The sequence below is a fragment of the Pseudocitrobacter sp. RIT415 genome (genome assembly GCF_003057695.2).
Taxonomy (GTDB): Bacteria; Pseudomonadota; Gammaproteobacteria; order Enterobacterales; family Enterobacteriaceae; genus Pseudocitrobacter; species Pseudocitrobacter faecalis.
This window is the reverse complement of the sequence record NZ_QBJC02000003.1, coordinates 33,640-47,120: the sequence shown is the minus strand read 5'-3', so window position 1 is coordinate 47,120 and position 13,481 is coordinate 33,640. Positions and strand designations below refer to the sequence as shown.

General features: G+C 52.5%; 15 protein-coding genes. 7 read left to right on the top strand and 8 right to left on the bottom strand.

Features of this window, described 5'->3' with window-relative positions:
- Positions 1-324: 324 nt before the first annotated feature.
- From rpsI to zapE, 3 genes are all read right to left on the bottom strand, one after another.
- Complete coding sequence (gene rpsI, locus DBY68_RS04290) at positions 325-717, bottom strand: 30S ribosomal protein S9 (protein ID WP_000829818.1); 393 nt, start codon at positions 715-717, stop codon at positions 325-327.
- Positions 718-732: 15 nt separating this feature from the next.
- Complete coding sequence (gene rplM / locus DBY68_RS04285) at positions 733-1,161, bottom strand: 50S ribosomal protein L13 (protein WP_015962804.1); 429 nt, start codon at positions 1,159-1,161, stop codon at positions 733-735.
- A gap of 346 nt (positions 1,162-1,507) precedes the next feature.
- Positions 1,508-2,635 (bottom strand): cell division protein ZapE, encoded by a 1,128-nt coding sequence (zapE, locus tag DBY68_RS04280; protein WP_108474936.1) that lies wholly within the window; start codon positions 2,633-2,635, stop codon positions 1,508-1,510.
- Between the two features lie 196 nt (positions 2,636-2,831).
- On the opposite strand from zapE, the gene zapG reads away from it, so the two are divergent.
- From zapG to degS, 3 genes are all read left to right on the top strand, one after another.
- On the top strand, positions 2,832-3,230 hold the full coding sequence (zapG, locus tag DBY68_RS04275) for a Z-ring associated protein ZapG (RefSeq protein WP_015962802.1): 399 nt from the start codon (positions 2,832-2,834) through the stop codon (positions 3,228-3,230).
- A 171-nt stretch (positions 3,231-3,401) separates the two neighbouring features.
- On the top strand, positions 3,402-4,769 hold the full coding sequence (gene degQ, locus DBY68_RS04270; RefSeq protein WP_108474935.1) for a serine endoprotease DegQ: 1,368 nt from the start codon (positions 3,402-3,404) through the stop codon (positions 4,767-4,769).
- A gap of 87 nt (positions 4,770-4,856) precedes the next feature.
- Entirely contained in the window at positions 4,857-5,921 is a 1,065-nt protein-coding gene (gene degS, locus DBY68_RS04265; RefSeq protein WP_108475142.1) for an outer membrane-stress sensor serine endopeptidase DegS, read from the top strand.
- A 45-nt stretch (positions 5,922-5,966) separates the two neighbouring features.
- On the opposite strand, the gene mdh is transcribed toward degS, so the two are convergent.
- A complete protein-coding gene (gene mdh / locus DBY68_RS04260) occupies positions 5,967-6,905 on the bottom strand; it encodes a malate dehydrogenase (RefSeq protein WP_108474934.1) in 939 nt (312 codons plus the stop codon).
- Positions 6,906-7,362: 457 nt separating this feature from the next.
- Between mdh and argR the strand changes: the two genes are divergently transcribed.
- The 3 genes from argR (at position 7,363) to yhcN (DBY68_RS04245) (ending at position 8,844) form a co-directional block, all read left to right on the top strand.
- Positions 7,363-7,833, top strand: coding sequence for a transcriptional regulator ArgR (gene argR / locus DBY68_RS04255; RefSeq protein ID WP_015962796.1), 471 nt, complete (start codon positions 7,363-7,365; stop codon positions 7,831-7,833).
- Positions 7,834-8,209: 376 nt separating this feature from the next.
- A complete protein-coding gene (gene yhcN, locus DBY68_RS04250; RefSeq protein ID WP_108474933.1) occupies positions 8,210-8,473 on the top strand; it encodes a peroxide/acid stress response protein YhcN in 264 nt (87 codons plus the stop codon).
- A 107-nt stretch (positions 8,474-8,580) separates the two neighbouring features.
- A complete protein-coding gene (yhcN, locus tag DBY68_RS04245; RefSeq protein ID WP_015962794.1) occupies positions 8,581-8,844 on the top strand; it encodes a peroxide/acid stress response protein YhcN in 264 nt (87 codons plus the stop codon).
- A gap of 52 nt (positions 8,845-8,896) precedes the next feature.
- Here the strand turns inward: yhcN (DBY68_RS04245) and DBY68_RS04240 are convergent, their stop codons facing one another.
- The 4 genes from DBY68_RS04240 to aaeX form a co-directional block, all read right to left on the bottom strand.
- Entirely contained in the window at positions 8,897-9,172 is a 276-nt protein-coding gene (locus tag DBY68_RS04240; RefSeq protein ID WP_108474932.1) for a barstar family protein, read from the bottom strand.
- Positions 9,173-9,282: 110 nt separating this feature from the next.
- On the bottom strand, positions 9,283-11,250 hold the full coding sequence (aaeB, locus tag DBY68_RS04235; protein WP_108474931.1) for a p-hydroxybenzoic acid efflux pump subunit AaeB: 1,968 nt from the start codon (positions 11,248-11,250) through the stop codon (positions 9,283-9,285).
- A 5-nt stretch (positions 11,251-11,255) separates the two neighbouring features.
- Positions 11,256-12,188, bottom strand: a complete 933-nt coding sequence (aaeA, locus tag DBY68_RS04230; protein WP_108474930.1) for a p-hydroxybenzoic acid efflux pump subunit AaeA — start codon at positions 12,186-12,188, stop codon at positions 11,256-11,258.
- A 7-nt stretch (positions 12,189-12,195) separates the two neighbouring features.
- Positions 12,196-12,399 (bottom strand): p-hydroxybenzoic acid efflux pump operon protein AaeX, encoded by a 204-nt coding sequence (gene aaeX / locus DBY68_RS04225; protein WP_015962790.1) that lies wholly within the window; start codon positions 12,397-12,399, stop codon positions 12,196-12,198.
- A 130-nt stretch (positions 12,400-12,529) separates the two neighbouring features.
- On the opposite strand from aaeX, the gene aaeR reads away from it, so the two are divergent.
- Complete coding sequence (gene aaeR / locus DBY68_RS04220; RefSeq protein WP_108474929.1) at positions 12,530-13,465, top strand: HTH-type transcriptional activator AaeR; 936 nt, start codon at positions 12,530-12,532, stop codon at positions 13,463-13,465.
- Positions 13,466-13,481 lie beyond the last annotated feature (16 nt).

Here is a 13,481-nt window from a genome sequence, read left to right as displayed (position 1 = left end):
TATTCAGAATTTTTACTGCTACCAGCCACACGGTGGCTAGCCAGAAGTGTGTCCCCATCCTGCGTTGAGTGGCATTCCTGCTTGCAAACCAAACAAAAATTGAACAATCACCCGCATTTGGGCAGAAAATTGGAGAATAGTTTACCAGATTTTGCACGGCTTGTGGTGAGTCGATTCTGGAAATCCGGAAAAAGAGCCGTGAGATTGGCGTTGGCCATAGCTTTTCCACCCTATAAATACGCGTGTAGCGTAACTGTTCAGGCATAAAAAAACCCGCCGAAGCGGGTTTTTGCGCAAATTGTTGTCTGCGTAAGCAGAAACCAATTAACGTTTGGAGAACTGAGGACGACGACGTGCTTTACGCAGGCCGACTTTCTTACGTTCAACCTGACGAGCATCACGGGTAACGAAGCCAGCTTTACGCAGTTCGCTACGCAGGGACTCATCATACTCCATCAGAGCGCGGGTGATACCGTGACGGATCGCACCAGCCTGACCAGAGATACCACCACCTTTAACGGTGATGTACAGATCCAGTTTCTCAACCATGTCGACCAGTTCCAGCGGCTGACGAACTACCATGCGAGCAGTTTCACGACCGAAGTACTGTTCCAGAGAACGTTGGTTGATAACGATTTTGCCGTTGCCCGGTTTGATGAAAACGCGAGCTGCGGAACTTTTGCGGCGACCAGTGCCGTAGTATTGATTTTCAGCCATTGCCTATAATCCCGATTAGATGTCAAGAACTTGCGGTTGCTGTGCCGCGTGGTTGTGCTCGGTACCCGCGTAAACTTTCAGTTTACGGAACATAGCACGACCCAGCGGGCCTTTTGGCAGCATGCCTTTAACCGCGATTTCAATCACACGCTCAGGACGGCGGGCAATCATCTCTTCAAAGGTCGCTTCTTTGATACCACCGATGTGGCCGGTGTGGTGATAGTACATTTTGTCAGTACGCTTGTTGCCGGTTACAGCAACTTTGTCAGCGTTCAGAACGATGATGTAATCACCGGTATCTACGTGCGGAGTGTATTCCGCTTTATGCTTACCGCGCAGGCGACGAGCCAGTTCAGTAGCCAGACGGCCCAGAGTTTTACCGGTCGCGTCAACAACATACCAGTCACGTTGAACGGTTTCTGGTTTAGCTGTAAAAGTTTTCATTAAAAGCTTACCCAAATAAATAAGTTACACGTTGGTGAACACCCAAACGTTTTGTCAGTTGAGGTTCACACGACATTGTCCAGCAAACCTACCCCTTCGAATAGCCTATGCCGGCGCAGAGAAAGTTTTGGGAAAAAAACCTTCTTGTAACGTGGGGTCGCAAGATTATAGAGAAGTCGGGGTTAAAGATCGACCCTTATTTGTGATTTTGATGGGGAGGTTTTAATAGGGGGGGTGCGGCCTGATGCCCTCACCCCGGCCCTCTCCCACAGGGAGAGGGAGAAAACCTCACTCACGTAACCTCTGGGCACAATCCCTCCCCTCTCCCACGGGGAGAGGGGAGCATTTATGGCATATGAGGCCGTTTTAAATACTCTTCGCTCTGCATTTCCTGTAAGCGCGACAAACAGCGCTGGAACTCAAACTTTAAGCGTTCGCCCTGATAAATGTCGTACAGCGGTACTTCCGCGCTCACCACCAGCTTCACGTGTCGCTCATAAAACTCATCCACCAGCGCAATAAAACGACGTGCTTCGCTCTCCTGCATTGACGTCATAACGGGCACATCAAAAAGCATTACCGTATGGAACAGGCGCGAAAGCGCGATGTAGTCGTGCTGGCTGCGCGCATCAACACACAACGTCGTAAAGGAAACCGCCAGCGTTTGATTCTCAACACCCAGCGTTGGCAATGGCCGGTGGTTAATCTCAAGCTCTGGCGCATGCTCGCGCCTGGCACCTGCCAGTGCCAGCCACAGTTTATCCATCTCGACGCGCGTTTCGTCGTTCAGCGGCGAGAGCCACAGATGCGCCTGTGTTAACGTGCGCAGACGGTAATCTACCCCCGCGTCGACGTTCATAATGTCGCAGTGCGCTTTGATGGCGTCGATGGCCGGCAGGAAGCGCGCGCGCTGCAAGCCGTTGCGGTAAAGCTCGTCCGGCGGGATATTCGACGTCGCAACCAGCGTAATGCCGCGCGAGAACAGCGCTTTCATCAGGCCGCCAAGCAGCATGGCGTCCGTGATATCCGAGACAAAAAACTCGTCAAAGCAGAGTACATCCGTTTCCGCTTTAAAACGTTCGGCGACGATTTCCAGCGGGTCGCTATGCCCCTGAAGCTGCGTCAGTTCTTCATGCACTCGCAGCATAAAGCGGTGAAAGTGCAGACGCTGTTTACGTTCGCCCGGCAGGCTGTGATAGAACATGTCCATCAGCCAGGTTTTCCCCCGGCCAACCCCGCCCCACATATACAAGCCGCGAACCGGCGTGCTCGTACCCGCCTCTCGTTTACCAAGAAATTTTCCGAATTTTGCCATCAGGCCACCGCCGCTTTGGGCTGGCTGCGCACGATTGACAAGCAGTTCCTGGTAGATGGTATCGAGGCGATTTACCGCCTCACGCTGGACATCATCAGGCTGATGGGTGCCCTCTGCGAGGGCCTGAAGATAACGCGATGTGGGGGACAGGCTTTGCATGATCTAATTGTTATTCCTTTGAAAACCGGTATGTCTTACTTCACGATTGGTGAAAAAAGTGCCGTTCTACACTACGCGATGATACGCCAGGATTCCACTTCTGCGGAATAAGCGGTTATAGTGGCAGTATCTGGTACAGGCAAGGAGCGCCTGGTCACCAATACCCTACGGAACCACAAAACAATGGGAGATGTTCATGACCTGGGAATATGCGCTAATTGGGCTCGTTGTCGGCATTATTATCGGTGCTGTGGCCATGCGTTTCGGTAATCGCAAATTGCGTCAACAACAGGCCCTGCAGTACGAGCTGGAAAAAAATAAAGCCGAACTGGAAGAGTATCGCGAAGAGTTAGTCAGCCATTTTGCGCGCAGTGCGGAATTGCTGAACAACATGGCGGACGACTATCGTCAGCTCTATCAGCACATGGCGAAAAGCTCAAGCAGCCTGCTGCCTGAAATGAGCGCAGAGTCTAATCCGTTCCGCAATCGTCTGGCTGAATCTGAAGCCGGTAACGACCAGGCGCCGGTACAAATGCCGCGTGACTACTCAGAAGGTGCTTCCGGCCTGCTGCGTAGCGGTGCAAAACGCGACTAACCCGCTGACGACGTTTTTATTTTACGGGCGTACGCGTTGCGCCCGTCACTTCTCTCCCCCTCCGACTATATTTAGTCAATATCCACATTGTTCCCCCGATAAAAATTCAATAACATCAGTCTGTTTCGGGAAGCATTGTCCTTACACCTCAGGTTATGAGAGCCAGCACCAATGAATAAAAAAACTTTGCTGTTGAGTGCGTTAGCGTTAAGTGTCGGCCTGTCCTTTGCCGTGCCTCAGGTGGCCAGCGCGTCGATTCCCACTCAGGTACCTGGCCAGGGCGCACTGCCAAGCCTCGCACCGATGCTGGAAAAAGTGCTGCCCGCGGTAGTCAGCGTGCAGGTGGAAGGTACCGCTACGCCGAGTCAGCGCGTGCCGGAAGAGCTAAAAAAATTCTTCGGTGAAGAAGGCGGCAACGAACCGGCGCAACCGTTCGAAGGCTTAGGGTCTGGTGTCATCATTGATGCGGCGAAAGGCTACGTCTTAACCAACAACCACGTCATCAGCCAGGCGCAAAAAATCAGCATCCAGCTCAATGATGGCCGCGAGTTCGATGCCAAACTGATTGGCAGCGACGATCAGAGCGACATCGCCCTGCTACAAATTCAGGGCGGCAGTAAACTCACACAAATCGCTATTGCCGACTCCGATAAACTGCGCGTCGGCGATTTCGCCGTCGCCGTCGGCAACCCTTTCGGGCTAGGGCAAACCGCTACTTCCGGAATTGTTTCAGCGTTAGGGCGGAGCGGGCTGAACCTCGAAGGGCTGGAAAACTTTATTCAGACCGATGCCTCAATTAACCGTGGGAACTCCGGCGGCGCATTGCTGAACCTCAACGGCGAGCTGATCGGCATTAACACCGCGATTCTCGCCCCTGGCGGCGGCAGCGTCGGGATTGGCTTCGCCATCCCCAGCAATATGGCACAAATACTGGCGAAACAGCTGATTCAGTTTGGCGAAATCAAACGCGGGCTTCTCGGTATTCGCGGCATGGAAATGAGCGCCGATATTGCCAAAGCGTTTAACCTCAATGTGCAGCGCGGGGCATTTGTCAGCGAAGTCTTGCCAAACTCCGGCTCGGCGAAAGCGGGCGTGAAATCAGGCGACGTGATTGTTAGCCTGAATGGCAAAGCGCTGAGCAGCTTTGCTGAACTGCGCTCACGCATTGCTACCACCGAACCCGGCTCAAAAGTGAAGCTGGGGCTGCTGCGCGATGGCAAACCGCTGGAAGTCGAAGTCACACTGGATAAAAGCACCTCAGCGACCGCCAGCGCGGAAATGATCGCCCCGCAGCTACAGGGGGCGTCATTGAGCGACGGTCAGTTGAAAGACGGCACCAAAGGCATCGTCATCAGCGACGTGGAAAAAGGCAGCGCAGCGGCGCAGGTTGGCCTGCATAAAGATGATGTCATCATCGGTATTAACCGTCAGCGCACGCAGTCCATCGCGGATATGCGCAAAGTGCTGGAGACGAAACCGTCGGTGATTGCCCTGAACGTGATGCGCGGCGAAGAGAACATTTACCTCTTACTGCGTTAACCGTCTTACGCTGGACATCGCGCAGCGTGTGATGTCCAGCGAAGTCGTGGTATGCTGCGAACGTTTATTCATCAACGATACCTGATCATGCTTGCAAAGCTTTTACGTTCTGTCGCAATTGGATTTATTGTCGGTGGCATTTTGCTGGCCGCAATGCCCTCGTTACGCAAGTGGACAACCGCAACCACCACCCTCACCAGCTCGGATGAATCTCCGGCGAGCTACAATCAGGCCGTGCGCCGTGCCGCGCCTGCGGTCGTTAACGTCTATAACCGTGGTCTGAACAGCACCGGGCAGAATCAACTGGAGATCCGCACACTCGGCTCCGGGGTAATTATGGATGAGCGCGGGTACATCGTGACCAACAAGCATGTCATCAACGATGCCGATCAAATCATCGTCGCGTTGCAGGATGGCCGTGTATTCGAAGCGCTACTGGTTGGCTCCGATACGCTTACCGACCTCGCGGTGCTGAAAATTAACGCCACCGGGGGCCTGCCGGTTATCCCCATCAACCCGAAGCGTGTGCCGCACATTGGCGATGTGGTGCTGGCGATAGGTAACCCTTACAACCTGGGGCAGACCATTACGCAGGGCATCATCAGCGCCACCGGGCGTATCGGCCTGAACCCGACCGGACGACAGAATTTCCTGCAAACAGATGCCTCTATTAACCACGGTAACTCCGGTGGCGCGCTGATTAACTCGCTGGGCGAACTGATGGGTATCAATACCCTCTCGTTCGATAAGAGTAACGATGGCGAAACGCCGGAAGGCTTAAGCTTCGCCATCCCGTTCCAGCTGGCAACTAAAATCATGGATAAACTGATCCGCGATGGCCGCGTGATCCGTGGTTATATTGGGATCGGCGGACGTGAGATCGCCCCGCTGCATGCACAGGGCGGCGGTATGGATCAGATCCAGGGGATCGTGGTAAACGAAGTCACCGCAGGCGGCCCGGCCGCGCAAGCCGGCATTCAGGTAAATGACGTAATCACGTCGGTGAACGGCAAACCGGCACTCTCCGCGCTGGAAACCATGGATCAGGTGGCTGAAATCCGCCCTGGTTCGGAAATCCCGGTTGAAGTGATGCGCGACGATAAAAAACTCACGCTGAAGGTAATGATTCAGGAGTATCCGGCGTCGAACTGACAGACACAAAAAAGGGCCTCGCGGCCCTTTTTTTCATGCTTTACATCACTTATTCACAAACTCTTCGCCAAGCGTAATGTCTTTTCTCAGCGTATCCAGCATACCTTCCAGCGCCTGTTGTTCAAACGCGCTCAGCTTGCCAATGGACTGACGCTCTTCCACACCGTTTTTGCCCAGCAGCAGCGGCTGGGAGAAGAAACGCGCGTACTGACCATCGCCTTCAACATAGGCGCATTCAACGATGCCTTTCTCGCCCTGCAGGGCACGAACCAGAGAAAGACCTAAACGCGCAGCCGCCTGCCCCATCGACAGAGTTGCAGAGCCGCCACCGGCTTTGGCTTCGACCACTTCCGTACCCGCATTCTGGATACGTTTGGTAAGGTCGGCCACTTCCTGATCGCTAAAGGAAACGCCAGGGATTTGCGACAGCAACGGCAGAATGGTCACACCAGAGTGGCCGCCAATCACCGGCACTTCCACTTCCGTCGCTTTTTTACCTTTCAGCTCCGCCACAAACGTATTTGAGCGGATGATATCCAGCGTGGTCACGCCGAACAGTTTGTTCTTATCGTAAACGCCCGCTTTTTTCAGCACTTCTGCCGCAATGGCAACGGTCGTGTTGACCGGGTTAGTAATGATACCAATGCAAGCTTTTGGTGCGGTTTTCGCCACCTGCTGCACCAGGTTCTTCACGATCCCGGCATTGACGTTAAACAGATCGGAGCGATCCATACCCGGTTTGCGCGCGACGCCCGCAGAGATCAGTACCACATCCGCACCTTCCAGCGCCGGAGAAGCATCTTCACCTGAGAAGCCTGTGATCTTCACATCGGTCGGGATATGACTGAGATCGACTGCCACGCCTGGCGTAACAGGGGCGATATCATAGAGAGTGAGTTCTGAGCCTGAAGGTAGTTGGGTCTTAAGTAGTAGGGCAAGTGCCTGACCGATACCGCCGGCGGCACCAAGGACTGCAACTTTCATCCGAAACTCCTTATTATGGTTAATGTCATTCAGGGTGACCTGTCATGTACCGCAAAACCGACGCAGGGCACTGCCTGTTATACTCCGTTGCGGCGACCTTAATTCACGGTGTAAATAATTACAATCTAATTGCTTACAGAATGAGGGGTATTTAGCAGCCTTGCTACAAAATTGCTCATTCGTTTACCGGGAAAGGCCTTTTTCACGTAACCAAATCCACATCAACTATCCCTTAAACTATAACCAGTGATCTGGTTAAAACAACATCATTTTCATAACATTTAATTTACTTTTAACCTTATTTGCAGGGCGTGATATAGGCATGTTTATTAATAGTAAATTTTGCTAAGATCCGCCCCTTCTCGCGATTATTATCCGCCTTTTTTGCAGATTATTTGCATAAAAATTCATTTATGTGCATAATAATGTTAATTTCATCACCATATACGGGTGACTTATGCGAAGTTCGACCAAACAAGAAGAATTAGTGAAAGCGTTTAAAGCGCTGTTAAAGGAAGAAAAGTTTAGCTCTCAGGGAGAGATCGTCCAGGCGCTGCAGGAGGAAGGATTCGAGAATATTAATCAATCCAAAGTCTCCCGCATGCTAACCAAGTTTGGCGCGGTTCGTACCCGCAACGCCAAGATGGAGATGGTTTACTGCCTGCCAGCTGAACTCGGCGTACCGACAACGTCCAGCCCGCTGAAAAATCTGGTGCTGGATATCGACTATAACGATGCGGTTGTCGTTATCCATACAAGCCCTGGTGCCGCACAGTTGATTGCCCGCCTGCTTGACTCTCTGGGTAAAGCGGAAGGGATCCTCGGCAGCATCGCCGGTGACGATACCATCTTTACCACTCCAGCCCGTGGCTTTACGGTTAAAGACCTGTACGAAGCCATTCTGGTTCTGTTCGAGCAAGAGCTGTAATCCCCCTTTCCTCTGGTCGCTGACCAGAGGATAATTCTTTTCTGCCGCTTCGTTTCCCCGATGTTCTGCCAATCCCTATTTTGCATTAAGTGCTAAAAATCGATTAAACACATAGTTCCAGTGAATGCATCCATGCAAAATCGCACGAAAAATCAAATCACGCTATCCATATGATTTTCTTAGAATACATCTAAGGAAATAGCACTATTACACCATTTTTTATTTCATTTAGTCATAAAAAATAAATCCTTTAGAACAGATTTACGCTTGAAACCATTAGTCTGGTATTAATTTTAGATGTGATTAGTGTATACTTAATTTCGTGATGAGGGTCACAAAAAAAAGACCCTTTAAATAATTCGACGAGGTGTAGATCATGAAAATCAAAACAACTGTAGCCGCTCTGAGCATCCTTTCCGTTATCTCTTTTGGCGCCTTCGCCGCTGACTCTATCAACAGCGATCAAGCGCAAAATCGCCAGGCTATCGGCACGATTTCCGTCGGTGCAGTCGGTTCTTCTCCGATGGATATGCATGAGATGCTGAACAAGAAAGCGGAAGAACAGGGTGCCTCTTCTTACCGCATCATCGAAGCACGTACCGGTGACCACTGGCACGCAACGGCTGAACTGTACAAATAAGTTCGATTTAGTGAGTGAGTAAGATTTAGGTAAAAATATTTTCTACAGCGGTCCAGGAAGCCATGTTTTCTCCTCTCACCGCTGTCGCACATGGTGGAGTAAAAATTATGAAAAACGCAATGATCATCGCTTCTTTGGGTCTGGCTTCTGTTCTCTCTTTTGGTGCCAGCGCAGCTGAGCAAATTAGTGCAGAGCAAGCACAGAGCCTGCAATCTATGGGCACCGTTTCCGTATCCCAGGTCGGGAGTTCTCCGATGGATATGAATAGCGCATTATCAGCAAAAGCGGCGAAAGAAGGTGCAAGCGGCTACCGCATTATTGAAGCGCGTTCCGGTAATACCTGGCACGCCACAGCAGAACTGTACAAATAAACCCTCGTCGTCTTGTCCGACGACTTGCCCCCGCCATTACGCGGGGGCTTTTTTATGTCCGCGAAAGGTTAAAGCGCAGCATCCCTTCCAGCTCTTCCTCAGCTTCATCAAATAGCAGTATCAGCGCACCGTAGCGCCGCTTCTGCTTCTCATCGAGATGCAGGAACTCTATCTCCAGGGGCAGCGGGAGCTGGCTGCCGGTCACCACATCCCACAATGAATCGAGATCGTGAACCAGCCCGCTCTTGAGTGTGAAGAGGCGTGTGAACTCCCGGTAAAAATCACCCTGATTCTCTATTTCATCAAAATCAAAAGAATAGATTTCCATCACCCGCCCTCCATTTTCCCGCCGCTGTTATCCGCCTCTAAGTATAGCGATAAAAAAACCGACGCTGAGGGCGTCGGCTTTGACTGGAAGATAAATGTGATTGGGGATTGTTAGCTGTTCGTCAGTGCGCTCTGATACTTATGCAGCATCGCCACCAGACGCCCAACCGGTTCGGTGACCTGCGGCGAGGCATCCCAGATACGTAGTTTTTCCTGATAAATATCTAACTCTTCCAATAAACGCAGAAAATAGCGGCGACGCTTATCATCGCTGCCTGCGGAGATCACGCTGTCCGCCGTGCGTCTGAGCTGGCGGTGAAACTCAGAGAGATCCTGATTCACTGGCACTGGCGCATCACGCAGACGCTGGTGCGCAATAATCAGCGACAACGCCAGGCGGAATTTAGCGATATCGTCAGGGAATTTATTCAGCAACAGGAAGAGTTGCTGATAGAGCGCCGGCAGATGGTTCTCTTTACGACGCGCAGAGTTAGTCGTCATTGCAGAAACCGCAGCCGACACAAACTGGTTCAGCAGCACGCGGCCCGTGCGTTCACGCGAATTATCGCGAATCAGCATAATCACCATCAGCGCCAGGAAACAGCCCACCAACTGGCCAAGGGCGCTGTCGAGAAACTTACTGAACTCAAACGTCATCGGGTTATCGAGCACGATAATGTTAATGGTACTCGCCAGCGCACCCAGCGACCCCAGCCGCCGTTTCTGCACCTCGATACCAATAAAGAACGCCAGCACCGCAAGACTGATACAGAGTAATAACATGCTTTGCTGCGTGGAGGGAATGATCACCAGGAAGAAGAGCGTTCCCAGCGGCAGCGCCAGCAGCGTGCCGTAAAGGAAGTCGACAGCGACCATGCGAGGGTTTGGTAAACGCATCGCCAGCGAGGTGACCACCGCAATCATCACCATCGCCCCGCTGCCGGATGTCCAGCCTGTCCACAGCCAGAAGAGCGTGCCCAGCACGCAGGAGACCGTCGTACGCCAGAAGTTAACCATCGCATGATGGCGTTCGGCTGACTCGGCTTTCACCACCACTTCGTCCTGAAGAATTTCTTCTTCGCGGGCGCTGATTTTGGTATTGCCAATTACGCCGCGCTTTAGCAGCAGGTAGCGCGTCGCCGTGCCTACCCAACCATAAATCGTTACCGGCGTACCGTGTTCACCTGTCCAGGCCATCACACGACGCATGCGTTTTAACTGACGATGTACATCCTGTACGGTCTCCACCGGCTCGGCGAAGAGCTCGCGATAGTCATCAGTAACCGTTTCCGGGCGCGTGTTCTGAATAATGTAGGTTTCGCAAGCCTGGGTAATCATGGTCAGGGAAACCGTGTTCAGCGCCTTTAAACGGCGATTCGCACGAGACCAGCGGGAAGATTCCATGCTCAGGTTGCTGCGCATCCCCCCCAAAGCCGCCGTGCGGCGCACCAGCCCGCTCCAGGCGCGGTCAACTTCTTCACTGTCGCCGTGCTTAATACACAACTGCATCAGGCGATATTGATCGATAAGTAGGTTATCCAGTTCAAGGTCGATCTCTTTTTTGATCGATCGCGGCGAGAAAAGCAGATCGGCCATGATCGCGCAGACGATACCAATGACGATCTCACTACAGCGCTCGACCGCAAATTGCGGCGTGAGGAGTGGTTCGGTCTGAATAGTGATAACAATAATCAGCGCTGTATAGCCCGCCAGTCCCCACGCGTAGGAGTTTTCGACGCGTACCAGCGAGGAGAGCCAGGTACAAAAACCGGCCCAGATGCAGCACACCAGAATCATCAGGAGCGGCGCGCGGATCATCACGATAATGATGGTTAACGCCGCGATACAGCCGATAAAGGTTCCGATAATACGCAGCATCCCGCGGTAGCGGATAGCGCCGGAATAGGGCTCGCCACCGGCGGCAAATGCTGGCCCTGCCGCGACGATCGCCGCCGTCAGAACCGCCCAGCGCGGCGTTTCCAGCTCAAAGTGGAAACCGACAAACAGCGCCAGCACAATCGCGCATGCCAGTTTAATGGCAAAGCGAATGTGCTGATTGGCAATGCTAAAAATACCCATAACGATTAACCGAACTCACGCAGACGCAGCGCCAGTTTCTGGAAGAAGGTCATGTTCTGCGCGTCCCGGTCTTTTTCACCGGTAATCACCACCGTTGCGGTTGTCCCGGCAGGCCAGATGTTATCCTGCTGCTCATCAAGATGAATGCGTACCGGCACACGCTGCGCCAGACGCACCCATTCAAGGTTGGAATCAATGGTCGCCATGCCTTTCGCGTCATTGCTGCTGCTGGCGTTGGTTACGCCCGCCGCGATACTATCGACGGTGCCTTTGATAATACGGTTGCTGCCAAGCGGGGTGACTTCCGCACGATAGCCTTTACGCACGCCTTCCAGCTTGGTTTCTTCCAGGTAGGCCAGCACGTAGAACGAATTCTTTTTCACCAGTGCGACCGCCGTGGAGCCACGGGTAATAAATTCGCCGTTGAAGACGTTGAGGTTAGTTACCCAGCCCGCCGCCGGTGCGCGAATAACGGTGCGGTCAAGGTCGAGGCGCGCAAGGTCGCGTGTCGCCTGTGCCTTGGCTAACTGATGCTCAACGGTTTGCAGGACGTTGTTGGCCTGGTCGATCTCCTCACGCGACATCGCCTGAATGCCTAACTGGTTACGACGTCCGGCTTCGCGGCGCTTCTCGCTAGCGAGTGCTTTGTAATACGACACATCTGCTTCAGCTTCTTCCAGCGCTTTCTGATAACGTGGCTGGTCAATCGTGAACAATACCTGGTCTTTATTAACCAGTTGGTTATCCTTGACATTTACCTGCGTAATCAACCCGGAGACATCGGGCGCGATGGCGACCACGTCGGCGCTGAAACGCGCGTCACGCGTCCACGGCGACTCGGTGTAGTACACCCAGGCGCGGAAAATGGCGATAAAAGCCAGAATAACCAGTATCAGTGTGATGGCTGTACGGGAGATTTTTCTTATTAGCGTTTTCACATCTACCTCAAACGAACAAACGTGATATCAGATAAAAAAGACAGCAATACAATGCCGTATTGAACAGCGCAGGGTGCCAGACAAAGTCATAGATACCGGTTGGAATAAGCAGTCGCCTCACCCCCCAGAAGATGGCGAGCGACAATAGCAACTCAAAGAAGATCGGCGGGAATGACAGGCCGAAAATCACAATGACAGGAAACAGACTCATGTTGACCTTGGTTTAGACTAGCGTGCAGGTGAGAGTGCGCTTTAATTATTCAGCTAACAGTATATTAACGTAACTGTTATGCCGTTATCTATATTGTGTGATCTAAATCACTTTTAAGCCAGAGTGAATAATGGAACGACTAAAACGAATGTCCGTGTTTGCGAAAGTGGTCGAGCAAGGCTCGTTCACCGCCGCCGCCAAACAGCTTCAGATGAGCGTCTCTTCCATCAGCCAGACTGTATCAAAGCTGGAAGATGAGTTACAAGTTAAGCTGTTAAACCGCAGCACGCGTAGTATAGGCCTCACAGAAGCCGGCAAAATATATTACCAGGGCTGTCGACGAATGCTGTTTGAAGCACAAGATGTCCATGAACAGCTCTACGCGTTTAACAATACGCCAATCGGCACGCTGCGGATCGGATGTTCTTCAACTATGGCACAAAATGTCCTCGCGCGGATCACTGCGGAGATGTTAAAGGAGTACACCGGGCTGACCGTTAATCTGGTTACGGGTATTCCGGCACCGGATCTGATTGCCGATGGCCTTGATGTGGTGATCCGCGTCGGTGCGTTACAGGATTCCAGCCTCTTCTCGCGCCGGTTAGGCTCGATGCCAATGGTTATCTGCGCGGCCAAAAGTTATCTACAGCACGCAGGCATTCCCGAGAAACCGGCCGACCTCGCCAACCATTCATGGCTGGAATACAGTGTGCGCCCGGATAATGAATTTGAGCTGATCGCCCCGGAAGGGCTGACCACCCGCCTGATTCCAGAGGGACGATTTGTGACGAACGATCCGATGACGCTGAGCCGCTGGCTCTCTGTGGGGGCAGGTATCGCGTACGTGCCGTTGATGTGGGTAATAGAAGAGATTAACCGCGGCGAAGTGGAAATTTTACTGCCGCGCTACCAGTCCGATCCGCGTCCGGTTTACGCACTTTATACCGAAAAAGATAAGCTGCCGCTAAAAGTGCAGGTATGTATTAATTACCTGACCGATTATTTTGTCGAGGTCGCCCGGTTATACCAGGGGATGCGGGGTAAAGATGAAGTGGGGGAGCGGTGAAACATTTTGCCTGATG

Coding starts and splice junctions, on each gene's coding strand:
- rpsI (WP_000829818.1), bottom strand. CDS start 717: ATGGCTGAAAATCAATACTACGGCACTGGTCGCCGCAAAAGTTCCGCA.
- rplM (WP_015962804.1), bottom strand. CDS start 1,161: ATGAAAACTTTTACAGCTAAACCAGAAACCGTTCAACGTGACTGGTAT.
- zapE (WP_108474936.1), bottom strand. CDS start 2,635: ATGCAAAGCCTGTCCCCCACATCGCGTTATCTTCAGGCCCTCGCAGAG.
- zapG (WP_015962802.1), top strand. CDS start 2,832: ATGACCTGGGAATATGCGCTAATTGGGCTCGTTGTCGGCATTATTATC.
- degQ (WP_108474935.1), top strand. CDS start 3,402: ATGAATAAAAAAACTTTGCTGTTGAGTGCGTTAGCGTTAAGTGTCGGC.
- degS (WP_108475142.1), top strand. CDS start 4,857: ATGCTTGCAAAGCTTTTACGTTCTGTCGCAATTGGATTTATTGTCGGT.
- mdh (WP_108474934.1), bottom strand. CDS start 6,905: ATGAAAGTTGCAGTCCTTGGTGCCGCCGGCGGTATCGGTCAGGCACTT.
- argR (WP_015962796.1), top strand. CDS start 7,363: ATGCGAAGTTCGACCAAACAAGAAGAATTAGTGAAAGCGTTTAAAGCG.
- yhcN (WP_108474933.1), top strand. CDS start 8,210: ATGAAAATCAAAACAACTGTAGCCGCTCTGAGCATCCTTTCCGTTATC.
- yhcN (WP_015962794.1), top strand. CDS start 8,581: ATGAAAAACGCAATGATCATCGCTTCTTTGGGTCTGGCTTCTGTTCTC.
- DBY68_RS04240 (WP_108474932.1), bottom strand. CDS start 9,172: ATGGAAATCTATTCTTTTGATTTTGATGAAATAGAGAATCAGGGTGAT.
- aaeB (WP_108474931.1), bottom strand. CDS start 11,250: ATGGGTATTTTTAGCATTGCCAATCAGCACATTCGCTTTGCCATTAAA.
- aaeX (WP_015962790.1), bottom strand. CDS start 12,399: ATGAGTCTGTTTCCTGTCATTGTGATTTTCGGCCTGTCATTCCCGCCG.
- aaeR (WP_108474929.1), top strand. CDS start 12,530: ATGGAACGACTAAAACGAATGTCCGTGTTTGCGAAAGTGGTCGAGCAA.